Source organism: Lacrimispora xylanisolvens, from assembly GCF_002934545.1.
Taxonomy (GTDB): Bacteria; Bacillota; Clostridia; order Lachnospirales; family Lachnospiraceae; genus Lacrimispora; species Lacrimispora xylanisolvens.
This window is the reverse complement of sequence record NZ_PTJA01000009.1, coordinates 193,839-217,027: the sequence shown is the minus strand read 5'-3', so window position 1 is coordinate 217,027 and position 23,189 is coordinate 193,839. Positions and strand designations below refer to the sequence as shown.

The following is a 23,189-nucleotide window of genomic DNA, read 5'->3' as shown; positions in this document are numbered from 1 at the left end:
TAGAATGGATAATCAAAAAATGAAATATTTTACAATTGGTGATCTGGCTGAAAAAGCCGGGGTTTCCGTCAGGACACTGCAATACTACGATAAAACAGATCTGCTGAAGCCAGTGCCCTCTATGTTATTAAGTGGCATAATGTTTCCTGCATCTATGCTTCCAGATGTTTTAACCTGGGTCGGGCGTATTTTGCCGGCAACCTATGCGTTACAGTCTTTTTACGGTTATGCTTACCAAAGAGAAACTGATATCAATGCAGGTATATCACTCTGCATTAATGTTGGAATTGGCCTCATTATGTTTTTCTTTGCGGGGTGGCGGTTGAACAGGGCAAGTAAGAGTGAAGAAATGTTATTCTATCTGTTTATATGAGTTAATTTAAGCACGTTATATCCTTTAAGCATAGATAAATAAAATGTTTGACACCCAGAATTATTGAAGAATATTCTGGGTGTCAAACATTTTATATTGCATAAGCTCCTTGTGAATTGAAACTGAATAGAGATGCGCTTTCACCATTCCCTTTGGATATAATTTATTCCAGTTCAAACGCCCCCGTATAAAGCTGATAATAGGTACCTTTTTGTTCGATCAGACTTTCATGGGAACCCCTTTCAATTATTTTTCCATGATCCAGAACCATAATCGCGTCACTATTTTTTACAGTTGAAAGCCTGTGTGCAATGACAAATACAGTTCTTCCTTTCATCAGGTTATCCATACCTGCCTGAACCAGGGCTTCTGTTCTTGTATCAATGGATGAAGTTGCTTCGTCTAAGATCATGGCTGGAGGATCAGCAACGGCTGCACGGGCAATTGAAATCAGCTGTCTCTGTCCCTGGGAGAGACTGGAACCATTTCCTGTCAGAATTGTTTCATAGCCGTCTGGAAGTCTTGTTATAAAATCATCCGCATTTGCTAATTTTGCAGCAGCAATACATTCCTCATCTGTGGCATCCAGGCGGCCATAACGGATGTTATCCATAACAGAACCGGTAAATAAATTCACATCCTGTAATACTACGCCCAGCGAACTTCTAAGAGCTGGTTTTTTGATTTTAGAAATATTAATTCCATCGTAACGAATCTTACCTTCCATAATATCGTAGAAACGATTGATCAGATTTGTAATGGTAGTTTTTCCAGCACCGGTTGCGCCGACAAATGCAATTTTTTGCCCCGGCTTAGCAAACAGAGATACATGATTCAGCACCAGTTTATCAGGCACATAGCCAAAGTCCACATCTTCCAGTCTGACATCTCCCGTAAGCTCAGTAAGAGTAACCGTTCCATCCTGATGAGGATGTTTCCAAGCCCACATTTCTGTGTTTTCTTTCGTCTCGATTAAGTTACCTTCGGTATCCTTTTTCACATTTACCAGAGTCACATAGCCATGGTCCTCCTCGGGCTGCTCATCCATTAACTCAAATACACGGGTTGCACCGGCAAGTCCCATTGCAATCATAGAGACCTGCATAGATGCCTGACCAATGGTCTGGGAAAGTTGTCTTGACATGCCTAAAAACGAAACAATAATACCAATTGAAACAATGCTGACACCAGTAAGACTAAGGTTCGGTGCCTTTAAATAGACCATAAGTCCACCAATGACTGCAAGAAGAACATACATAAGGTTTCCTACATTACCTAGAATCGGCATCAGAACATTTCCGTTCTGGTTTGCTTTTTCTCCGTCTTTAAAAAGCTGTTCATTCAGTTTTTTAAATGCTTCTTTATTCTCTTCTTCATGGCAGAATACTTTAACAACTTTCTGACCCTGCATCATTTCTTCGATAAAGCCTTCTTCTTTTGCTAAAGATTTTTGTTGCTGAATCATGAAGGTTGCAGTAATACTACCCAGTTTTTTTGTAATCTTCAGCATCAGGAAGACTACGATCATCACTACCAGGGTAAGCCAGATACTGTAGTATAACATGGTAAGGAACATTACCGTTATAGTCAAAGCAGACTGAAAAAGTGTTGGAAGGCTCTGCCCGATGAGCTGTCTTATGGCATCGGTATCGTTGGTATAAGTACTCATAATATCTCCATGTGCATGGGTATCAAAATACTTAACTGGAAGTGTTTGCATTTTATTAAACATATCGTTTCTTAAATTTTTTAATGTTCCTTGTGTAACAATTGCCATGATCCGATTATAGATGACTGATGCAATGGTACCGCAGATATAGATGAAGCCCATGGTTAACAGTATTGATGTAAATTTGCCTGCTATCGCTTCAAATCCCTGACTGACGCCAGGAGTGATACATTCATCAATTAACCTTTGAATAAAAATCGTTGCAATGGAAGAGGAGAATGAACTGATCACAATACAGATTAAAGTTACAATTAACTGGATTTTGTAATGTGAAAATAAATAGCGGACCAGACGGCCGAAGCTGTGTTGTTTATTCTGATTCATGGGTTAGTCCTCCTTCTTTCCATTGGTCTGTGACTGATAAACTTCCTGATAGATTCCGTTGTAAGCCAGTAATTCTTCATGAGTTCCCTGCTCCGTGATCCTTCCGCCATCCAATACAATGATCTGATCTGCATCTTCCAAAGATGATGTTCTCTGTGCAATAATGATTTTAGTTGTATCTGGAATCTCCTCACGAAGAGCTTTTCGAATGATAGCATCTGTCTTTGTATCCACTGCAGAGGTAGAATCATCCAAAATCAGAATCTTAGGTTTTTTCAGCAGAGCTCTGGCAATACAGAGTCTCTGTTTTTGACCTCCCGAAACATTGGTTCCGCCCTGTTCTATATAGGTATCATATTTTTCAGGGAACTGCTCAATGAATTCATCTGCCTGAGCCAGCCTGCATACTCTCACAAGTTCTTCATCACTGGCATCTTTTTTTCCCCAGCGCAGATTTTCCTTAATTGTTCCGGAGAATAAGACATTTTTCTGTAATACCACTGCAACTTCATCACGGAGGGATTCCAGATCATAATTTCTCACATCAATTCCACTGACAGAGACCTTTCCCTCTGTGACATCGTAAAGTCTGGAGATCAGCTGAATTAACGATGTTTTGGAGGAACCTGTTCCACCGAGAATACCAATGGTTTGCCCCGATTTTATGTCCAGATTGATATTCATCAAAGCGGGTTTCTTACTTTTGTCTGAGTATCTGAATGAAACGTTTTCAAACTGAATGCTTCCGTTCTTTACTTCCGTCACACCATTTTCAGGGGAGGTTAAGGTACTTTCATGATTTAATACCTCACAGATACGATTGGCAGATTCTGTAGCCATGGAGCAAATAACAAAAACCATGGACAACATCATAAGAGAGGAAAGAATCTGTACTCCATAGTTAATCAGTGAAGATAGCTGTCCCGTAGTTAATTCGGTTGCCCCGCTGTTAATAATTGTCTTTGCTCCAATAAAACATACAAGAAAGATGGCAAGGGAAATACAAAACATCAGGATTGGATTGTTCAGAGCAATTATTTTCTCTGCTTTTGTGAATTCTTTGCATACATCAGCGGCTGATTTATGAAATTTCTCCTGTTCATAGCCCTCTCTTACGAAAGATTTCACGACACGGATTCCTTGTATATTTTCCTGAACAGAATTGTTCATAGAATCATACTTCTCAAAAATCCGTTTAAATATAGGGAATACTATAAACACAATTGAGAATAATGCAGCTGCTACAATGGGAATCATAATTAGAAAGATAAGGGACATTTTCACACTGATGGTCAGACTGATAATGACTGAGAAAATAAGCATAAGTGGTGTTCTTACTGCAATTCTGATAATCATTTGATATGCATTCTGCACATTGGTCACATCCGTTGTCATTCTGGTCACCAGAGATGATGAGGAGAATTTATCGATATCAGCAAAAGAAAAGCCTTGTATCTTATAAAAAACATCCTGTCTTAAGTTCTTGGCGAACCCGCAGGATGCCGTAGCACCAATCCTTCCTGACATATATCCAAATAGCAGGGATAACATTGCCATAATAATTAATAGAACTCCATAACGTATGATTGGTATTAATGATGAGCCGGTCATTCTGTCAATTAGATTAGCCATCACCAATGGTAATAAGCATTCTAATATTATTTCCAAAGTTATATAGAATGGAGTTAAAATAGAGGCTCTTTTATATTCTCTAATACTCTTCATCAGCGTTTTTAACATATTATTTTCTCCTTTACTTTTGTTTTGTGAGCGAGTATTATTTTATTGAACTATAGTTGATTAGTCAATCATCAATGATTATATATAGTTCAATAATAAACGATTTTTTGAATTCGTTGATTAACTCATGGAAAAAGAATCTGTTGAATAGAAGATGAGGTTTTTATGAAAGAAGATTTGAGAGTTATTAAGACAAAAAGAAATATTAAAAGTGTTATGATGGATTTATTGAAGAAGAAGCCCATAGAAAAAATTACGGTTACGGAACTTGCCTCCCATGCTCTGATCAACAAGGGAACATTTTACCACCATTACTCCGATATTTATGATTTATATCAGGAACTTGTGTCGGATTTTATTGAGAACACCATTGGTTCCCTGAATTATTATGAAGAGTTCTTTACTGAACCGGAAAGTTTTTTACAAAAATTTCTTCATGATTTCAGAGAAAATGATATCAAGAAAACATTTCCATTCTTTAATGAAGGAACTCATAGTCTTTTTTTACCGTATTATGTAACTGAATTACTTTTAGACAGGCTTATGTCTGTTAACTATGTGGAAAATACTATTGAAAATCGTGTAAGAGTGCAATGTTGTATTACTGCCATTACAGCCTCAAAGTCTCATTTTGATGAGTCGTATAATAACATTATTGTGCAAGTTGCAAGTAAGATGATTCATTCAGCATTTCCACAATGAAAGGGAATAAATTAAAACAGCCATATTCACAAAAAATGCACTCGTGTGAGCAACCTTTTGCTGTCACGAAGTGCATTTATGTTTCCTCTACATATTTGAACACCTTTTTTTATGTGCCTTTAGTTTTTTCATGGCCCAATCGTAATGACTTGCTGTAGCGCTGACAAAATACGAACCTAAAGTGCTTCCGCCAACCCATTTATAAATATCTTTAGAAAACAGCTCTTCATTTGAAAATGTTTCAGCTAACTCCATCACTTCGGCATGGGATTTTTTTAACATATTCTTTGCATCGTCTAATGATGTATCTTGATGCTTTTTCCAAAACTCCACATTCATATTACCGTAAGTCTTCCAGTTATAAGGCTCTGGAATAAATGGTTTGTTCTCGCCGTTTTTATTTGACTTAACCCAATTAAGCAGCAGCTGATGCCATTCATAGAGATGAATCAGAACATCTCGAAGATTTTTGTCTCTGCCCCAATGCGCTTCTTTCTTTTTAATGTCTGCTGTAAAATCAAATGGAGTTGACAATTCTTCCTCTGTCAATCCGGAAATAATCATGTCCAGTTTTTCGAAATTGCCAGTTGCTGCTGTTATCATATCAGACTTTGTTGCTGCTCTGCCCATGTAATAATCCTCCTAACATTATAGTTTGTACCGCTATAATCAAATAATAGCACATAAACTCTGACACCATCTGTCAAGGTTTATATTTATCGTAAATTTTCTTTGCTTCATCAGACAAAACCTTACGCAGATAATAAGGCTCAATCACTTCTACATATATACCGTAGGAAAGAAGATATCCAATCAGCCATGCATCTTCCGGCATATAGGCAGCGGCAATAAAATCGCCGTTTTCTTGTTCTGTAATCTCATCCTCAGTAAATTCGTCATAGACACGGTAAGCCATTTCCTTCGGGAAGCGAAGTACAATTTTGTTATAGCTATTCTGTTCTGTATCTCGTAATTCAGGAAATTCAACAGGTATAAAATCCTTATCCAAAATTTCGCAGTCGATAATACGATTTATTTTAAAGAGACGAAAATCATTTTTTTCTGTACAATAGGCTTTTACATACCATTCCTTTGATTTGTAGAAGAGTTTTAGAGGATGGATGTTTCTCCTTGTTTTTTTGAAATAGGAACTTACATAAACAATCGTCACGACTTTGTGATTGATAGCTGCATTTTTCAATTGCTCAAACTTAACATTATCCTGTGTTTTGCTGCCCCAGCGGCTAAAATCCACTTCAACCCAGTTTTCTGGCTGTGTGTTAAAAAGTGCAGAGAGTTTTGTCAACAGCTCTCGTTCATAGGTGTTATCGATAACGGACAGACTTTGCAGGGCAGATAGGATATGGTGCTTTTCTTTATCCGAAAAAAAGGCTTTATCCAAAACATAGTTGTCAAGAATTTGAATTCCACCACTTCTGCCGGTTGTAACATAAATGGGAATACCAGCACTACTAATCACATCTACATCACGATAAATTGTTCTGACGGAAACTTCGAATTTTTCTGCCAGTTCTGGAGCAGTAACCCGTCCTTTTTCTAAAATAAAGTAGATAATCTTAAATAGTCGACTTTCTTTCAAACAACCACCTCCTGTGTCATGATTATAGTATATAAACCATGACAATGTACGTCAAGGTTTATGCATATACATAACAGTCTGAATTTTTATAAAATGTTAAAAAAACACTTGCTGACGACGTAACGTCACGTGATAGTATGAAAATATAAAAAGAAAAGAGGTGATTTATATGGAAAATAGCATGGATAAAAGTTTGTCTGAATTGAAAAGAAACATAAGGATTAGAACACAACAAGGAGAAGTGGAAGTTAACGGCGCTCGTCATAACCGGCCTGGGATGTGTCCGCACTGCTATAAAGAGATTCCGTTGTCGTCAGTTATCTTCAAAAAAATAGACGTCAATAATGATGTGGTTGCATTTACAGGGAGGGAATTAGCAGCAGAGTATGGAGTTCTAATAAGCCAGCAAGATGAGTCTTTTTCTCATACACCAGAAAGTAAACCTGGAGAATGTCCCTATTGTCATGAGCAGATTCCCATAAACGAGTTAATATTCAGGGACAGGAGAGGTTAAAATGAAGCTTACTAAGTTTTTGTTTAGTAAAGGTGTTATCTATGCCATTATTCTGGCAGTTTTTTATCAGATTGCCATGGTGGGACTTTATATTTACGGCTATCACGTTCTGCCAGATGGGGTGAATCAACTTACGATTAATGTGGTAAATCAAGATGGTGATAAAGGGGAAGCAATCGAAAAAGAACTTGTGCCCACTTTGTCCAAATCATTCAGTAAAGTGATTACTGACAAGGAGTTAACCGAGAGCAAAGAGGAACTGGATAGTCGGCAAATACAAATGATTATTGTTATTCCTGAAAATTTTGTAAGTAACCTGGAAACAGGAAAATCCACAATTGATTTTTATATTGATGAATCAAATACGACTACTGTTATAAATACTATGGAGGCGGTTGCCAAATCTGTAACAGATAATTTTAATCAGGCCATCAATCAGGGTAAATTAACGAACATTCTGAAATCACTCAATGTCACGATTACGGAGCAAGAGCAGATTACGGAACAATTGAATAATTCAGTAGTACAAAATAATGTTTATATCAATAAAGCACCCGGCAGTATGGATTATGTAATGACACCTTCATTTTTGTCTATTGCAGCTTACGCGTCTTCTATGGTAGTAGCGATTGTACTGATGAATATTTTCCTGGCTTTTATTCCTGTTACAGGAAAGTGGAAGGCTTTTCAATATGTTGAAATCACAGGATGTGTTATCGCCGTTGTTGCGCCTTTGTTTGGAGTAATTATGACAAGAATCTTAATTTCAATTTCTATGCAAAAAATGATAAGCATTTATTTACAGCAGATTTTTATGCAGATAACAGCTTTCCAGTTTACCTTAATATTCTCATTATTATTTGGGCAAAACGGTATCTTTATCAATATACCACTGATGCTTGCGCAGACAATCGCAGGAGGCGGAACCATGCCATTGCAGATCATGCCGGATCCATTTAAAGTGATTAGCTATTTTACTCCTATGTACCCCAATACCCAAATCAACTTTGGCATATTGTATGGAGGACCCATGTATCTTTTTGAGATTCGGTTACTGGCAATACTGATCACATCTTCCCTTGTACTCGTATTAATTGTATGGCGTAAATGGTCTGAGATGGAAAATGGCAGGGTACCAGTATCAAATAACGTTATGGGGTAAACTTTAAAATCCCCTCCAATCAGACTCATTTTTCTCTCATATATTTTTAAGCTATCTTTATTTTTCTATTAGAGTTATGATAAGATGTTGGTGTAGAGGACAATGCAGGTCGAAATTATGATTATATCATTATAACAAGAAGGTGTTCTCAGAATAATATTGGGAACACCTTTTTTTTGCTCTATGAAGAGAGGATAATTGAAAGATGAAGATATTATTGATAGAAGATGACAGGGAAATCAGTGAGATACTGATGGATTTTCTCCAGATGGAGGGTTTTGAAGTCCAGGGCTCCTTTGATGGAGAACAGGGGGTAAAGACATTTTTCAGCGGTTCCTATGATCTGGTGATTTTAGATCTGATGCTGCCCAAAATCAGCGGACTGGAGGTTATGAAACGGATTAGAAAGGAAAGTGTGGTTCCTATTATAATACTGTCTGCTAAAGATACCGAATCGGATAAGATTTTTGGATTGGGACTGGGAGCGGATGATTATATTACAAAACCATTTTCCCTTACCGAGGTGCTTGCCAGAGTGAAGGCAAATCTGCGGCGTACCACCCAGTATTCATCTGGAATGGAAACCCCTGAGGTTTGTTTGGGTTTGGGAGATCTGGAAATGAATCTTGAAAATCACACGGTGCACAAAAACGGGCTTCCCGTGGATCTGACAGCAAAGGAATATGAAATCCTTCGTCTGCTACTTTCCAATCCCAAAAAGGTTTATACCAAAGCGCAGCTGTATTCTTTTATATGGCAGGATGATTATTTAGGTGATGAAAACGCAGTCAATGTTCATATCAGCCGTCTTCGTACAAAAATCGAGGATGATCCCCGCAAGCCCCAGTATATTTTGACAGTTTGGGGAATCGGGTACAAGCTGGGAAGTGCAAAGGAGTAAAACCATGTCGCTGTTAAATAGAAGGACGTTAAAACAAATTCAGACGGTCAGTGATGAGCTGGAACGTATTTTAGATGAGGATACCAATGAAAAAGTGATGTTATTTACAGAAGATAAGGAAATCCAACATCTATTGGAACAGATTAACCGTATCCTGGAAGACAGGCAGAATGCAAATGCCGGTTATCGCAGATCAGAACTGAATATCAAACGGATGCTTTCTAATATTTCACATGATCTGAAGACACCATTGACTGTTATCATCGGTTATCTGGAAATGTTATTAATGCAGGAAACACCTGAAAAGAGTATGATAAAAAAGGTGTCTCATAAAGCCAATGAATTAAAAGAGCAGATTGATCAGTTTTTCACACTGGCAAAGCTGGAAGCCGGTGATACAATGCTGACAATGTCCAAGATAGATTTAAATGAATTCTGCAGAGAGATCATTGTTGATTTTTATAATATCTTAACAGAGAAAGAATTTAATGTGAACCTCCAAATTCCTGAGTCTCCTGTTTTTGTTTATGCAGACCGGGAAGCGTTAGCACGCATTCTTAATAATCTGATCAGCAATGCAATCCGCTATGGGGATGCAGGGCATTACCTGGGACTGACCCTTCGCAGTAAAGACAACGTTGTGTTTGTGGATGTGGTTGATCATGGAAAGGGAATTGCTTCCACGGAAATCCCCAGGGTATTTGACCGTCTCTATACGTTAGAAGATTCCCGGAACCGGGAGATCCAGGGCAATGGATTAGGCCTTACCATAGCAAAAAGTCTGGCAGAAAAAATCAATGGTACCCTGACATTAAAGAGTATTCCTGATGAGGAAACCGTATTTACTTTAAAACTCCAGTTGCTGGATTATTAATTCAAGAAAGAAATTTGTAAGATTTATTCAAGAGTTTTGAAGAAATCACTTGCTAGAATTATGAGTATGAAAGGAAGTGACAAAATGCAGACGATTTTAACAACCAATCACTTAACCAAACAAATCGGCACAGAGACCATTGTATCCGACTTGAACATGCATATTGCCAAAGGAGAAATTTATGGCTTTCTTGGCCCCAACGGTGCGGGAAAAACTACGGTGATGAAGATGATCACCAATCAATGGAAACCAACTTCAGGAGATATTGTTTTATTTGGTGAGAAATTACTCCCTGATTCCTATTCGTTTTTAAAACGTATGGGCAGCATGATTGAGTTTCCAGTGTTTTACAATGAACTGACGGCGGAAGAGAATTTAAAGCTTCACTGTGAATACATGGGGTATTACAGTCCTGACAGTGTAGAAAAAGCAATGTCTCTGCTGTCTTTGTCAGATAACAGAGGAAAAAAGGTAAAGGAATTTTCACTGGGAATGAAGCAGCGGCTGGGTATAGCAAGAGCTGTACTCACAAAGCCGGAATTTCTGGTATTAGATGAACCAACAAATGGCCTGGATCCGGCAGGTATGAAACAGTTCCGGGATCTGTTCCGAATGCTGTGTAAAGAGTATGAGATGACCATTCTTATTTCAAGTCACCTGCTCTCTGAAATCGAAAGCCTTGCACATACCATAGGAATCATTCATAAAGGCAGACTGGTAAAAGAAATTTCTATGAAAGAGCTTACGGATAAGGGACTTGAATATCTGGAAATCAAAACATCGGAGATAACCAGGGCCACCTACGTTTTTACAGAGTGCCTTAATATTTCCAATTTCAAAGTTTTAAATAACAATCTGATCCGGGTTTATACAAAAGAAGCTACATCACGGGAGATTATGAAGGCGTTAACGGAAAATCAGATTGAAATTCAGGGATTTCACTCCCAGACAGAATCTCTGGAAGAGTATTTCCTGAAAGTCACAGGAGGTGAGAGCGAATGTGGAAATTAATCAGACTGGAATGGAAAAAGTATCATACAAAAAAATATATAATGAAACAGGCAGTTGTATTTGTAGTCCTTGGAATTCTTTTCTTTGCAATGTGTTATTATGTTCCCATTGATGCTGAATTAGGAATATCGGAATCTGCACCTGAGGTTGCTAATATGAAAGAGCAAATTGAATTGCTTACCAATCTGGTGTTTTTAGTTTTTACCTCTTCCATGTTGTCTTCCTTCATCATCAAGGCATATAACAATAAAACTCAGAGTCTGATGTTTTGCTATCCCATCTCCAGAAAGAAAATAATACTATCTCAGATGTTGGCAGTATGGATTTTCTGTGCGGTGGCTCTTTTTCTTGGTAAACTGTTTATTTACCTGCTTCTGGTCTTATCCTCTGAGGTCGGGACCGGCTTACCGCTGGGCTATGATATGCTAAGTGCGAATTTCTACTTACAGATCATTTTAAAGACGGTACTTACTGTGACTCTTGCGTTCATTCCTTTATATATAGGGAAATTGATGATGTCATCGAGAGCAGTTATTATTACTTCATTTTTGTTGTTTTCAGTTATGAATGGAAACATTGGAGACCTGACTTTAAGGACAAATATGATTCTTCCAGTATTTTTATTTGGTATTTCCCTGATTTGCGGATTTCTTACAGTGCATAACGTTGAAAAAGAAGATGTGATGTAAATGAAGTTTAGTTTTACAACGGTGAAAATTGCTTCTGAGAATTGTATATATTGTACAAAGAAGTGTTTGTAATTTTATGAAATATATTACATTGACATAACAACTCTTTTCCCCTATACTAATCACAAGATAGTAACAGGAACATCCGTATTAATAAAATAATGGATTAATCTAAGGATTGTCACTCGTAATGGAGGCATAACCGAGGGTAAGCGCACTAATATTGTGCGTTCCCTCGGTTTTTTTATTTCCTCGGAGTTTGTTTTACTCATTATCTTGCAATATGAATGATTGGTTTTAAGCACAACAATTTCTGAAATAAAAAAAGGAGAACGGATATGTCAAAAAAAGAAAAATATGATGAACTGGCTATAAAGGTGTTAGAGTTAGTTGGTGGAAAGGACAACATCAGCTATTTGGGTCATTGTATGACACGTCTTAGATTTCAATTAAAAGATAAAAGCATTATAAATCTGTCTGAAATACAAAAGCTTCAGGGGGTTGTCGGGGCACAGTGGTCCAATGAGCAATTACAGATTATTATTGGACAATCGGTTGGTGAGGTTTACAGCATTGTCGCTGCAAAAGCTGGCCTTCAGATGGAAAACGCCATTGATGAAAATTTAGATAAAGGGAAAAAGAAAAAAATCAGCTTTGCTGCAATAATCGATGGAATTACAGGCAGTTTAATTCCTCTGCTTCCTGCCATCATTGGTGCAGGTATGCTGAAAGTTGTTATTATCTTAGGTGAGCTGACTGGATTATTAACTGCGGATATGCCAACTCATGCAGTACTTACTTTTGCATCAGATGCAGGTTTTTATTTCCTTCCCATATTTTTAGGTGCAACATCTGCTAATAAATTCAAAGCAAATATGGGACTTGGTATGCTGCTTGGAGCAATTATGATCCATCCTACTATGGTGGCAAATGTAGCAGGTTCTGTGCCTATGAGCATTTTTGGAATTCCTGTATACGCAGCAAGCTATACCAGCACCATTTTCCCCATTATTATGGCAGTCTATGTGATGTCCCATGTGGAACGGTTTTTCAAAAAAATAGCACCAGAATCTATAAAGGCAATTGTCGTACCTCTTGGAACCATATTAGTTATGCTCCCATTAACCTTAGGATTGATAGGCCCCGCTGGTGCTTTCCTTGGAAATTATCTAGCAATAGCAATTATGTGGCTGTATAAAACAACCGGTTTCTTTGGAGTGGCAGTATTGGCAACCATTTATCCGCTATTAATTCTTACAGGTATGCATGGTGCATTATTTCCATATATGTTCAATTCATTAGTTACCTTTGGTTATGAACCAATTGTTGCCACCGCAAATGTTTTATCGAATATTAATCAGGGGGCCGCTGCTGCTGCAGTCGCATTTAAATGTAAAGATAAAGCAACAAAATCAACCGCAGGATCCAGTGCAATCACTGCAATTTTTGGCGGTGTAACAGAACCGGCGATGTTTGGTATTAATATGAAATTGAAGAAGCCATTATATGCTTCTATGTTTGGTAATTTTTGTTCAGCAGCTTTTGCAGGTTTAATGAAGGTATACATGTACAGTTTAGGCGGAAGTGCAGGAATTCTTGGTATCACTGGTTTTGTGGGACCAAATAGCTCTAACTTTATATTTATGGTGATTAGTATTATTCTGGGTATCATTGTAACTTTTGTAACTACTCTTGTTATTTATAAAGGCGAGAGTATATATCAATAATTAGGAGGAATCACGATGAGTTTTCCAAAGAATTTTTTGTGGGGTGGAGCCACGGCAGCTAACCAGTTTGAGGGAGGCTGGCTGGAAGATGGGAAAGGGGATAGCGTTTGCGACCATATTACAGCAGGGACTGTAAGCACACCACGTTATTTCACCAATGAAATTAAGAGCGAAAACAATTATCCTTCTCACGAAGCAATTGATTTTTATCATAGATATAAAGAAGACATCGCATTATTTGCCGAAATGGGCTTTCGGGTATTTCGATTATCTCTTAATTGGACCAGAATCTTTCCAAAAGGTGATGAAGCAGAACCAAACCAAAAAGGTCTGGATTTCTACAGAGATGTTTTTAAAGAATGCAAAAAATATGGAATAGAGCCATTGGTAACAATTTCTCATTACGAAATACCATATTACTTAATGGACAGATATGGTGGCTGGCTAAGCCGTGACTGTATTGATTTTTACCTGAATTTTTGCGAGACAGTATTTAAAGAATATAAGGATCTGGTTACGTACTGGCTTACTTTTAACGAAATAAACTGTATGATGATGGGAGTCGGTGATATTCTGTCAGGGGGAATTAAAAGCGAAGATGGCCCATTACAGGATTTTTCAGCTGTTCCTACAAGAGAACAGAAACAAAAAAGATTCCAGGCAACTCATCATCAGTTTGTTGCCAGTGCTAAGGCAGTTATTCTTGGCCATGAAATTAATCCTGCATTTAAAATCGGCTGTATGGTTGCAGGAGGAGCAATTTATCCCTATACCTGCAATCCGGACGATGTTGTATTAGCCCAGAAGGAAATGAGAATGAACTACTTCTGCGGTGATGTGCAGGTAAGAGGCGAATACCCATATTACACAAATCGTATTTTTGAGGAAATGGGAATTTCAATTGAAATAAAAGACAATGATCTGGAAGTATTAAAACAGGGAACTGTTGATTTTTATAGCTTTAGTTATTATATGAGTACTTGTACAACAGCAGATGAAGAAGCTAAGAAAACATCAGGAAACGTCATCATGGGGGTAAAAAACCCCTACTTAAAAGCAAGCGACTGGGGCTGGCAGATTGACCCACAGGGTCTCCGTTACCTCCTTAATGATTTATATGGCCGCTATCAGATTCCCATGATGGTAGTTGAAAACGGACTGGGTGCAGTTGATGTATTAGAAGAAGACAACACCATTCATGATTCCTATCGAATCGATTATCTCAGAGAACACATCAGACAGATGGAAGAGGCAATCAGGGACGGCGTTGACTTAATCGGATTCACTCCCTGGGGCTGTATTGATTTAGTTAGTATTTCAACTGGAGAAATGAAGAAAAGATATGGTTTTATCTATGTTGACAAAGATAACGAGGGCAATGGAAGTCTTGAACGATTGCGGAAAGATTCTTTTTACTGGTATAAAAAAGTAATTGCATCCAATGGAGAAGATCTTTTATAAGCTTTCAAATAAACTTCCGGTTTCTTACGAAGAGCGATCACAATCATAGTGGTCGCTTTTTTTTTATTAAAAGTGTAATTGCAGATTTGTAAGTGAGAGTATAAAATGTAAATGTGTTATTTTATAATTTTAAGTATTTTAGATTTAAACTTAATATTTTATTGTATTTACAACATTTATTTACTAATAATAAAGATAATGATAAGATTAATTAATGGAGGAATGATAATGGATGGAATTGATTTTGCCATACTTAATGAGCTTAAAGAAAACGGAAGGGCCTCTGCCTCTGAAATCAGCAGAAAAGTGAATCTGTCGATTCCTGCAGTGGCCGAACGAATTAGAAAACTGGAACAGGCAGAGGTGATTCAGCAATATACGATTAAAATAAACAGAGACAAAATAGAAAAACGTCTTTTAGCGTTCATCTTTGTTAACATAGATGAAACAGAGAATATTGATCGCTTCAGAAATACCATTGTGCAATATAATTGTGTTTTAGAATGCCATCATGTTGCGGGCAATTATGATTATTTGTTGAAAGTTATTGTTGAAGATACACAGGAACTGGAAGAATTTTTATCAAAGATACTTAAGAAAATAAAAGGTGTTTCGGGCTCCAACACGATTATTTCACTTATGACTCTGAAAGAAGAAATAAATTTTTAAAGAGGTAACGATTTGATTCTAAAAGGACTTAGATTTGGTATGTTATTGCAATTAGCCGTCGGACCAATCTGTTTAATGGTGTTTCACACTTCTACAACATACGGGGTTATTTACGGCTTGCACCTTGTTCTTGCAATTGCCCTAGTTGATACGTTATATATTGCGTTATCCTGTGTTGGTGTTGCTGCAATTATCAAGAAGGGAAAAATAAATGAAGTTATAAAAGTGATTGGATGTCTGGTGCTGGTTTTATTTGGCGCAAACACAATAGCAGGTGTATTTAATCTGTCTTTTATGCCTCATATTCCACTGTTTTCCAACGTATCAGGTAAAAATCTCTTTGTTCAGGGATTGCTGCTTACGGCCTCCAATCCATTGACCATTGTTTTTTGGAGCGGAATGTTTTCCACACAAATGGTAGAAAACCAGTGGAATAAAAAACAACTTTTTTTCTTTGCATCTGGTTGCATTATGGCTACCGTAATTTTCTTAACAGCTGTTGCATTTGTGGGAAGTGCATTAGGCGGATTTTTACCCCAGATTATCATGCAAGTTATGAATGTGGGGGTTGGTATTGTTGTGGTATTTTTTGGAATAAAGCCGTTATTAATCTATTTAAGACATTTAACATAGGATTAGCCGCCTCTGGTAATAATAAAAAGTATCAACTTCAACATGAGGAATTAATTATGCGGGATAAAATAATCAGTAAAAAAAACCAGATAAGAAGCATCTTGGTTATGACCTCTTTAATGGTTGTCACTATTTCCGTTCTTTTAAAAGAGTATTCCATTGAAGAATTAGTGAAAGTGGCTGGAAGTGTACATTTTTTATATCTTATTACCGGAATTGCATTGATGTTTTATTATGCAGGGTGTCAGGCTACGAATTTCTATATGATTATGCATCGATTAAAACAGGAGGTTTCCTATAAAAATTGCATTGATTATTCATATATTGGAAATTATTTTAGCGCAATAACTCCTGGAGCATGCGGAGGGCAGCCGGCCCAGATGTATTACATGAATAAAGATAAAATCTATGTTGATATCTCTGCAATTACAATATTTTTAATGGTTTTTATCAGCCAGATTGTAATTGTCTTAATGGGAGGAGTGTTTGCGCTGCTGAGATATGATATATTAGCTAAGTCTGCACGCTGGTTTAGCTGGCTGTTACTTGCAGGTACAGGTGTCATGCTTTCCCTGACGGCTGTTTTATCAGCATTGATGTTTTCCAGAATTGTTATCCCTTTTCTCATTGATCTTGTTTTAAAACTTGGCAAAAAACTCCATCTGTTTAAAAAACCAGAGGAGATAAAAGAAAAGTTTGATCTTTTAATAATTTCTTACCGTGAAAAGTCCAGATTGATTGTAAAAAACCCGGATTTGTTTTTAAAGGTATTTGTAGTCACAGTATTTCAATGGATTGCATACTGTTTTGTATCGTTTCTGGTATACTTAAGTTTCGGTTACAGGAAGAATGATTGCTTTGATCTGATGGCAGGTCAGTCGTTTATCAATATTGCAGTTGCCGCAGTTCCCCTTCCAGGTTCAGTGGGAATTGCGGAAAAAGCATATTTAAATGTGTTTGGTCAGTTTTATCAGGGGGATCAGCTCCCTTCTGCAATGATTTTAAGCAGAATTATTAATTTTTATTTTCCTCTATTAATCAGCTATGTTGTATATGCTTTTGCACATCATAGAATTATGAAAGAACAAAGGCGTCTTGATTAGTTGTATCAATGCTGGCATGCGGAAATGGAGAAATAGTCTCGTCAGGCCATTACCTCCAATTCCTCTATTTTAGAGATCGTGTTAATATCTATTTCTTCTCCAAACTTTAATAGAACACTTGAATCAGTAAAAGACTGGATGACAACATCTTGATAATCATCATTGCGAAAATCAAAAAATCCTTTTATGAAACCTTCTTTTACAGCTAATTCAACGAATACATGTTTCCTGCAAAAATAATTTTTATCTATTATCTTAATATCTTTTTGTGCAATATCAGATGGCTTCGAAGCTTTTAACGATGTAATATATTTTTTCCCAATCAGTCCGAACACGTACTCCCTTTTTAATGGCTTTTGGTAGAATAAAAAATCTTTATCTTCATTAATAATAAGAACATCTTCAACCCCATCATTCCACCCGTTTAGTTCGATATCATAAAAGTTACCTGCGTACTCGGAACAATCTGATTTTATTTCAGTCTTAACATCTGTTTTACCAATCGCTCTTGTATCATCCATCAGTTGGTCAACACTAATATCGAAAATTCTTGATATCATTATAAGATTACTTATTTCTGGAACACCACTATTTGTTTCCCACTTAGCAATAGCAGAACGAGACACATTAACTTTTTCTGCCAGTGATTCCTGTGTAATTCCCTTTTCCGTTCTCAGACGTTTGATTTTTTCTCCTAATGTCATATAATATCCTCTTTCCTAAACGTTTTACAAAAGCATACAACAAAGGACCGGTTTAGTCCATACACACATCGTGACCTAACTGTCACTTATCGTGACAATGCTGTAACCACAGTTAATAGACTGCACAATTATGAGAATAATATTTTATTTGCTTGACTTCGTGTTACTCGAAGGGAGTATTTTAAAAATATCAAATGACAAATGCTCATTTGATAAAGAAAAAATACAATTATAAAGGAGAACACATATGTCTGAAAAAGTAGCCATTATTACAGGTGCAAGCAGCGGAATGGGGGCAGCTACGGCAAGACTTCTTGCCCAAAATGGAATAAAAGTTATGATGGCAGCCCGGCGTGAAAAGAGATTGCTGCAATTATGTAATGAAATTACAAGCGAAGGGGGAGATGCCAGTTACAAAGTTACAGACGTTACTTCATACCCAGATATGGAAGCCCTGGCAAATGAAACGATTAAAGTCTATGGTCAAATCGATATTATGATAAATAATGCGGGAGTTATGCCGCTTTCCTTCTTCCGAAATCTGAAAGTCAATGAATGGGAGCAGATGATTGATGTAAATATGAAAGGTGTTCTTTATGGAATGGCGGCTGTATATAAGCACATGGAAGAACGGAATGAGGGTCATATCATTAATTTCGGTTCTATTGCGTCACACGTAATTTTTCCTTCCAGCTCCGTTTACAGTGCAACCAAGTCTGCAATACGTGTCTTGACGGAAGGAATGAGAGCCGAGATCACTCCGGATCAAAAGATCAGGACTACCCTTATTTGCCCCGGGTCGGTAGCAACTGAACTAAGCAATACCATTACGGATGCTTCAGTTTACCCTGCACTGGAGAAATTAGGCAATAAGGAATGGACACCGCTGGAAGCCAATGACATTGCTAATACAATATTGTTTGCCATTAAACAGCCGGCTAATGTTGATATTAATGAAATGATAGTCCGTCCAACAGCTCAAAGTCTGTAAAACTGAATCTATATAAGAATCAGATAGTCGTTCATTATTATAAACGGAAGAGACTATCTGATTCATTATTTTATAACTTTTATTCACACCGGTTTTTATCCCAATTTTCAGGATTTGTATCATCTGGGATCTGATGATTTATAATATTTAAGTAATGATTCACCTTTCTTTCCATGTATTGAGCTCGTTGTCTGGCCTCTTCTAATTGTGCATAGGCATGTTTGCTCTGTTCCAGAATAATTTCATAGCGGGAAGGAATTGTAGAATCTCCTTGTTGACAAAGATCAATATAGTTTTTAATACTTTCTATTGACATCCCACATTCTTTTAGGCATTTGACACAAATCAGCCAATCGATGGAATCCTCATCAAAAAGGCGAATATTATTTTTGTCACGCTGTAAGCTGGGTACTAATCCCCTGTCCGTATAGAAACGAACCGTATGTTCTGTAAGATGTAATTTTTCTGCTACTTCTTTTACCGTATACATGTTCCCTCCAGATAATAAAAAATGAATTTGTTTTACTCAAAAGCGCTAAAATAATTATAGCATAATAATGAATAAAATAACTTGACAAAATACAGAAATAAGAGTACTGTTCAAATATGTCTAAACGACATATACATATTTAACTTAATCCAACAAAGGAGTAGTTGCATGATAGAACTGATCATATTAGGATTTTTAACTAATTATCATCCTCTCACCTTATACGACATAAAAAAGGGAATGGAAAGAAGCACCGAATATTTTGCAAGTACAAGTCAGGGAGCAATCCATCCGGCCTTAGTGAAGCTTGAGAAGAATGGATATATAACTTCCAAGGAAGAAGTCAAAAATAACAGGACAAAAAAGTTATATACTATTACAGATTCCGGAAGAGAACGATTTAGCATGTTAATGAGGCAGGATTGGGGTTCTGAAAAGTATAAGTCCACACAATTATTGAAAATGTTCTTCTTTCATGAGTTAACCAAAGAGGAACGGTTGGAATCCATAAAGATTCATATAAATAACTTTAAGAATATGCGTAGAGATTTGATAAATATAAGGGATGAGGGAAAAATACGACTTGAAGGAATGGGGCTAACGATAGAAAACCATAAACCGTCTAAATATGAAGATGATGCTCTGGAGTTTGGCCTGGCGTATTCTGATTTTGTTACAAAGTGGTTTGAAGATTATTTCAAAAGGATTGAGGAGGAGTCATAATGGTATCTGTATTTGATTTGGGCATATGTAAGAATAAGGAATTACTGGCTCAGGAAATTAAGAAATATTTTATGGAAACAAAAAGTGAAGCAGAGATAGTTGTCCATGATTCAAAGGATACCGAAATAATGGATTGTATTGGTTGCTGGAGCTGCTGGTGGAGGACTCCCGGAACATGTGCTTTGAACGATGGAGCTGATAAATTATATAAAGACTATATAAACAGTGATGAAGTGGTCCTTCTTTTTCATACGGAGAATGGTTTTATTGATGGCAAAGGAAAAACATTTCTGGACCGATTAATACAACATTATTTACCCTATATCAAGTTAAGAAATGGTGAATGCGGACACTTAAAAAGGTATGATAAATATCCAATTATTAACTTCTATTATGAAAAAGACGGATTAAGTAAAGAGGAAGTAATCGTCATCAATAATTATCTTGCCCGGATGGCATACCATTTTCAAAGCCCCTGTAAAGAATTTATATATGAAAGCAACAGAATAAAAACAGCTGATGTAGAAACAGCAAAGCCAATGGAAGAGATTCTGTCAAAGGAAATTACTGAAAGAAAGCCAACCGGTAAATGGGTGATTTATAACGGCTCTCCAAGAGGGAATCATTCGAACAGTAAGTTGATCATAGAAAAAATAATGATGGGAATGAGAGAACAAGGAGCTGAAAATATCGTGGTTAGGAATCTGATCAATACAAAAGAACATAAAATGTGGGCAGAGAATTTTAGCTCTGCTGAAAATAATTTATTTGTTTTTCCGCTCTATGTTCATGCTATGCCGGGTTCGGTAATGAAATTTTTTGAACTGCTGAATCCAATTCACAACAAAGAAGTACATATGGCATTTTTCGTTCAGTCCGGATTTCCTGAGACCAGTCAGTCGTATTATTTGAGACCTTATCTTGAGTTAATTACAAAAAGGCTGGGAGTATCCTTCGATGGAACAATTATAAAAGGCGGCATGGAAGGCATTCGGATGAAACCTGAAAAAGCCAATAAAAGGTTATTTGATCAGATGGAGCAAATAGGGAGAACGTATGCCAGCAAAGGAATTATGGATTTAAGCTTGAAAAAAGAATACGAAAAATCGGAATACATGTCTAAAAGTACACAAATTTTGTATTCTATATTATCGTTAACCGGATTGACAAATTTTTATTGGGACTTAAATCTCAAAAAGAATGGTGCTTATGAAAAAAGATTTGCGAAACCGTATATAGAATAAAAAGTCTTCAAACAATCTACATAAATATTAAGAAAGAACCACTTGATCTTTTTTATAATCCCCCAATATACTGTAATGGATATATTTATGCTGAATCAGGTAATGGTATTTAGCATTAATAATGTGCGTAACAGTAGCAATCTTAAAATGGGGGATTTAATATGAGATCAAACTACGAAAAAACAGAAAAGAATAGTGATACTTTCTCTAAGGCTTATGCATCTATTATAAATGCAGTAATCAGCTTTTTTATAATCTTATTAATATTGGTTTTTCCACTTATAATTAATAACTCGTATATAGACATCCTGGTGTTTAAATACCAGTTTTATTGGGGTTGCGTAGTAGTCATGTTAGCGCTTTGTCTGGTTCTTTCTATTATTATGCTGGTAATTGACAGTTCAAAGAATGGAGGTGAGCGTACAAAATTGTTTTTTTCCAGACTGCTGCCGAAGAATTGGAGGAAAACATTTTGCGTGGCCGACATATGGGTTATTATGTTCTGGATTATACTTGTTATTTCAACGTTGCAATCAGATTATTTTTATGAGTCGTTCTGGGGGAATGAAGGACGGTATTCCGGTCTGTTTTTATTGACACTATACGTAGCATCATATTTCGTGATCAGCCGGTTTTGGAGAGCGAAGGAATGGATTCTGGATATGTTCCTGATCAGTGGAATGGGGGTATGCTATGTGGGAATCACCGATTATTTCAGAATGGATATTCTAAATTTCCGTTATATTATTGCGCCCGAGCATTGGGATATATTTACTTCCACGATTGGAAATATTAACTTTTATACAGCATATATTGCTATGATTCTGGGTGTTGCAGCTGCATGGTTTACCATCACAAAGAGTAAGATAAGAGCAATCTGGTGTTATCTGTGTATGGTAATTTGCTTTTTTGCAATTATCATGGGAAGCAGTGACAATGCTTATCTGGCATTGGCCGCTTTATTTGGATTCCTGCCTCTGATGTTATTTAAAAGTAAAATCGGGATCAGGCGATATTTGCTGATGATTGCTACATTCGGCACTGTGATACAATGCATTGACTTTATTAACCAGGCCTATGCGGATACGGTGATAGGTCTGGAGGGTTTATTTAAGATATTGACTAATTTTAATGGCCTGATCTATGTAGTGGCAGGCCTGTGGCTTGCTTATATTGTGGTATGTTTACTGGGTAAAAACAGTAAGAGTTGGGCTGACCCAGTTGGTTCGGTGCTGGTATATGGCTGGGCTGGCTTTTTGACGTTTTCCGTGTTGCTGGTCGGATTTCTGATGTTTGATGCAAACGTGGGAGGCAATGCAGAAAGGTATGGTGCATTAGGGAAGTATCTGGTGTTTAATGACAGCTGGGGAACCAACCGGGGCTATATATGGAGAAAATCCTTTGAATTATATAAAGATTTTAAGCCAATGCATAAATTATTCGGGCATGGGGCCGACACATTTGGAATACTTACCGTTAGCAAAATTGGGGCAGAGATGCCAGAGCGTTTTGAAAATGCCCATAATGAATATTTGCAGTATTTTATTACCATTGGCCCCATAGGTTTAATTGCTTATGTTGCTTTTTTGGGTTCTGCAGTCACCCGTATGTGGAAAAGTGTAGAAACAAGACCTTATATAATAGGCTGCTGCTTTGCCATAATTTGTTATATCACGCAGGCTGTGGTTAATATTAGTGTGCCGATTACATCTCCCATTATGTGGCTGTTGCTTAGTATCGGAATGGCAGCTTGTAATCAGAGGAATGTAGATTTGCCTGTCAGAGCAGTATCATAGTGTATAAATTTAGCCGTATAAAGGAGAAG

Annotated in this window: 23 protein-coding genes; 17 read left to right on the top strand and 6 right to left on the bottom strand. The window is 37.0% G+C overall.

The features are described 5' to 3' along the window. The first annotated feature begins 4 nt into the window (after positions 1-4). Positions 5-373 (top strand): MerR family DNA-binding transcriptional regulator, encoded by a 369-nt coding sequence (locus tag BXY41_RS27225; protein ID WP_242980231.1) that lies wholly within the window; start codon positions 5-7, stop codon positions 371-373. Between the two features lie 163 nt (positions 374-536). Here the strand turns inward: BXY41_RS27225 and BXY41_RS17430 are convergent, their stop codons facing one another. Both BXY41_RS17430 and BXY41_RS17425 read right to left on the bottom strand, forming a co-directional pair. Continuing rightward, positions 537-2,426, bottom strand: a complete 1,890-nt coding sequence (locus tag BXY41_RS17430; protein ID WP_104438140.1) for an ABC transporter ATP-binding protein — start codon at positions 2,424-2,426, stop codon at positions 537-539. A gap of 3 nt (positions 2,427-2,429) precedes the next feature. Beyond that, a complete protein-coding gene (locus tag BXY41_RS17425) occupies positions 2,430-4,166 on the bottom strand; it encodes an ABC transporter ATP-binding protein (protein WP_104438139.1) in 1,737 nt (578 codons plus the stop codon). 165 nt (positions 4,167-4,331) lie between these two features. Between BXY41_RS17425 and BXY41_RS17420 the strand changes: the two genes are divergently transcribed. Beyond that, entirely contained in the window at positions 4,332-4,868 is a 537-nt protein-coding gene (locus BXY41_RS17420) for a TetR/AcrR family transcriptional regulator (protein ID WP_104438138.1), read from the top strand. An 87-nt stretch (positions 4,869-4,955) separates the two neighbouring features. On the opposite strand, the gene BXY41_RS17415 is transcribed toward BXY41_RS17420, so the two are convergent. After that, complete coding sequence (locus BXY41_RS17415) at positions 4,956-5,498, bottom strand: ClbS/DfsB family four-helix bundle protein (protein WP_104438137.1); 543 nt, start codon at positions 5,496-5,498, stop codon at positions 4,956-4,958. 73 nt (positions 5,499-5,571) lie between these two features. After that, a complete protein-coding gene (locus BXY41_RS17410) occupies positions 5,572-6,468 on the bottom strand; it encodes a helix-turn-helix transcriptional regulator (protein ID WP_104438136.1) in 897 nt (298 codons plus the stop codon). 169 nt (positions 6,469-6,637) lie between these two features. Between BXY41_RS17410 and BXY41_RS17405 the strand changes: the two genes are divergently transcribed. The 11 genes from BXY41_RS17405 to BXY41_RS17355 all read left to right on the top strand — a co-directional run bounded on the left by BXY41_RS17405 (position 6,638) and on the right by BXY41_RS17355 (position 17,212). Continuing rightward, complete coding sequence (locus BXY41_RS17405; protein WP_104438135.1) at positions 6,638-6,982, top strand: hypothetical protein; 345 nt, start codon at positions 6,638-6,640, stop codon at positions 6,980-6,982. Between the two features lies 1 nt (position 6,983). Beyond that, positions 6,984-8,144 carry a YhgE/Pip domain-containing protein gene (locus tag BXY41_RS17400; RefSeq protein ID WP_104438134.1) on the top strand — a complete coding sequence of 387 codons (1,161 nt, stop codon included), beginning with the start codon at positions 6,984-6,986 and terminating at the stop codon, positions 8,142-8,144. Positions 8,145-8,349: 205 nt separating this feature from the next. Further along, positions 8,350-9,045, top strand: coding sequence for a response regulator transcription factor (locus BXY41_RS17395; RefSeq protein ID WP_104438133.1), 696 nt, complete (start codon positions 8,350-8,352; stop codon positions 9,043-9,045). Positions 9,046-9,049: 4 nt separating this feature from the next. Beyond that, complete coding sequence (locus BXY41_RS17390) at positions 9,050-9,919, top strand: sensor histidine kinase (protein ID WP_104438132.1); 870 nt, start codon at positions 9,050-9,052, stop codon at positions 9,917-9,919. An 84-nt stretch (positions 9,920-10,003) separates the two neighbouring features. Beyond that, positions 10,004-10,930 (top strand): ABC transporter ATP-binding protein, encoded by a 927-nt coding sequence (locus BXY41_RS17385; protein ID WP_104438131.1) that lies wholly within the window; start codon positions 10,004-10,006, stop codon positions 10,928-10,930. After that, positions 10,918-11,619, top strand: a complete 702-nt coding sequence (locus BXY41_RS17380) for an ABC transporter permease (protein ID WP_104438130.1) — start codon at positions 10,918-10,920, stop codon at positions 11,617-11,619. Before BXY41_RS17385 ends, BXY41_RS17380 begins: the two co-directional genes overlap by 13 nt. A gap of 338 nt (positions 11,620-11,957) precedes the next feature. Then, on the top strand, positions 11,958-13,346 hold the full coding sequence (locus BXY41_RS17375) for a PTS transporter subunit EIIC (RefSeq protein ID WP_104438129.1): 1,389 nt from the start codon (positions 11,958-11,960) through the stop codon (positions 13,344-13,346). A 15-nt stretch (positions 13,347-13,361) separates the two neighbouring features. After that, complete coding sequence (locus BXY41_RS17370; protein WP_104438128.1) at positions 13,362-14,807, top strand: glycoside hydrolase family 1 protein; 1,446 nt, start codon at positions 13,362-13,364, stop codon at positions 14,805-14,807. A 228-nt stretch (positions 14,808-15,035) separates the two neighbouring features. After that, positions 15,036-15,476, top strand: a complete 441-nt coding sequence (locus tag BXY41_RS17365; protein ID WP_104438127.1) for an Lrp/AsnC family transcriptional regulator — start codon at positions 15,036-15,038, stop codon at positions 15,474-15,476. Positions 15,477-15,488: 12 nt separating this feature from the next. Then, positions 15,489-16,109 (top strand): LysE family translocator, encoded by a 621-nt coding sequence (locus BXY41_RS17360; protein ID WP_104438126.1) that lies wholly within the window; start codon positions 15,489-15,491, stop codon positions 16,107-16,109. A gap of 56 nt (positions 16,110-16,165) precedes the next feature. Then, positions 16,166-17,212, top strand: coding sequence for a lysylphosphatidylglycerol synthase transmembrane domain-containing protein (locus BXY41_RS17355; protein WP_104438125.1), 1,047 nt, complete (start codon positions 16,166-16,168; stop codon positions 17,210-17,212). A 41-nt stretch (positions 17,213-17,253) separates the two neighbouring features. Here BXY41_RS17355 and BXY41_RS17350 read toward each other — a convergent pair whose 3' ends face one another. Beyond that, a complete protein-coding gene (locus BXY41_RS17350; protein ID WP_104438124.1) occupies positions 17,254-17,916 on the bottom strand; it encodes a helix-turn-helix domain-containing protein in 663 nt (220 codons plus the stop codon). Between the two features lie 247 nt (positions 17,917-18,163). On the opposite strand from BXY41_RS17350, the gene BXY41_RS17345 reads away from it, so the two are divergent. Beyond that, positions 18,164-18,907: an SDR family oxidoreductase gene (locus tag BXY41_RS17345; RefSeq protein WP_104438123.1), complete on the top strand. Its 744-nt coding sequence runs from the start codon at positions 18,164-18,166 to the stop codon at positions 18,905-18,907. Between the two features lie 79 nt (positions 18,908-18,986). Here the strand turns inward: BXY41_RS17345 and BXY41_RS17340 are convergent, their stop codons facing one another. Then, on the bottom strand, positions 18,987-19,397 hold the full coding sequence (locus BXY41_RS17340; RefSeq protein ID WP_104438122.1) for a MerR family transcriptional regulator: 411 nt from the start codon (positions 19,395-19,397) through the stop codon (positions 18,987-18,989). Positions 19,398-19,565: 168 nt separating this feature from the next. On the opposite strand from BXY41_RS17340, the gene BXY41_RS17335 reads away from it, so the two are divergent. The 3 genes from BXY41_RS17335 to BXY41_RS17325 all read left to right on the top strand — a co-directional run bounded on the left by BXY41_RS17335 (position 19,566) and on the right by BXY41_RS17325 (position 23,160). Continuing rightward, positions 19,566-20,120, top strand: a complete 555-nt coding sequence (locus BXY41_RS17335; protein ID WP_104438121.1) for a PadR family transcriptional regulator — start codon at positions 19,566-19,568, stop codon at positions 20,118-20,120. Then, positions 20,120-21,364 carry a flavodoxin family protein gene (locus tag BXY41_RS17330; RefSeq protein WP_104438120.1) on the top strand — a complete coding sequence of 415 codons (1,245 nt, stop codon included), beginning with the start codon at positions 20,120-20,122 and terminating at the stop codon, positions 21,362-21,364. Before BXY41_RS17335 ends, BXY41_RS17330 begins: the two co-directional genes overlap by 1 nt. A gap of 161 nt (positions 21,365-21,525) precedes the next feature. Continuing rightward, positions 21,526-23,160, top strand: a complete 1,635-nt coding sequence (locus BXY41_RS17325) for an O-antigen ligase family protein (protein ID WP_104438119.1) — start codon at positions 21,526-21,528, stop codon at positions 23,158-23,160. Positions 23,161-23,189: the final 29 nt, after the last annotated feature.

Coding starts and splice junctions, on each gene's coding strand:
- BXY41_RS27225 (WP_242980231.1), top strand. CDS start 5: ATGGATAATCAAAAAATGAAATATTTTACAATTGGTGATCTGGCTGAA.
- BXY41_RS17430 (WP_104438140.1), bottom strand. CDS start 2,426: ATGAATCAGAATAAACAACACAGCTTCGGCCGTCTGGTCCGCTATTTA.
- BXY41_RS17425 (WP_104438139.1), bottom strand. CDS start 4,166: ATGTTAAAAACGCTGATGAAGAGTATTAGAGAATATAAAAGAGCCTCT.
- BXY41_RS17420 (WP_104438138.1), top strand. CDS start 4,332: ATGAAAGAAGATTTGAGAGTTATTAAGACAAAAAGAAATATTAAAAGT.
- BXY41_RS17415 (WP_104438137.1), bottom strand. CDS start 5,498: ATGGGCAGAGCAGCAACAAAGTCTGATATGATAACAGCAGCAACTGGC.
- BXY41_RS17405 (WP_104438135.1), top strand. CDS start 6,638: ATGGAAAATAGCATGGATAAAAGTTTGTCTGAATTGAAAAGAAACATA.
- BXY41_RS17400 (WP_104438134.1), top strand. CDS start 6,984: ATGAAGCTTACTAAGTTTTTGTTTAGTAAAGGTGTTATCTATGCCATT.
- BXY41_RS17395 (WP_104438133.1), top strand. CDS start 8,350: ATGAAGATATTATTGATAGAAGATGACAGGGAAATCAGTGAGATACTG.
- BXY41_RS17390 (WP_104438132.1), top strand. CDS start 9,050: ATGTCGCTGTTAAATAGAAGGACGTTAAAACAAATTCAGACGGTCAGT.
- BXY41_RS17385 (WP_104438131.1), top strand. CDS start 10,004: ATGCAGACGATTTTAACAACCAATCACTTAACCAAACAAATCGGCACA.
- BXY41_RS17380 (WP_104438130.1), top strand. CDS start 10,918: ATGTGGAAATTAATCAGACTGGAATGGAAAAAGTATCATACAAAAAAA.
- BXY41_RS17375 (WP_104438129.1), top strand. CDS start 11,958: ATGTCAAAAAAAGAAAAATATGATGAACTGGCTATAAAGGTGTTAGAG.
- BXY41_RS17370 (WP_104438128.1), top strand. CDS start 13,362: ATGAGTTTTCCAAAGAATTTTTTGTGGGGTGGAGCCACGGCAGCTAAC.
- BXY41_RS17365 (WP_104438127.1), top strand. CDS start 15,036: ATGGATGGAATTGATTTTGCCATACTTAATGAGCTTAAAGAAAACGGA.
- BXY41_RS17355 (WP_104438125.1), top strand. CDS start 16,166: ATGCGGGATAAAATAATCAGTAAAAAAAACCAGATAAGAAGCATCTTG.
- BXY41_RS17350 (WP_104438124.1), bottom strand. CDS start 17,916: ATGACATTAGGAGAAAAAATCAAACGTCTGAGAACGGAAAAGGGAATT.
- BXY41_RS17345 (WP_104438123.1), top strand. CDS start 18,164: ATGTCTGAAAAAGTAGCCATTATTACAGGTGCAAGCAGCGGAATGGGG.
- BXY41_RS17340 (WP_104438122.1), bottom strand. CDS start 19,397: ATGTATACGGTAAAAGAAGTAGCAGAAAAATTACATCTTACAGAACAT.
- BXY41_RS17335 (WP_104438121.1), top strand. CDS start 19,566: ATGATAGAACTGATCATATTAGGATTTTTAACTAATTATCATCCTCTC.
- BXY41_RS17330 (WP_104438120.1), top strand. CDS start 20,120: ATGGTATCTGTATTTGATTTGGGCATATGTAAGAATAAGGAATTACTG.
- BXY41_RS17325 (WP_104438119.1), top strand. CDS start 21,526: ATGAGATCAAACTACGAAAAAACAGAAAAGAATAGTGATACTTTCTCT.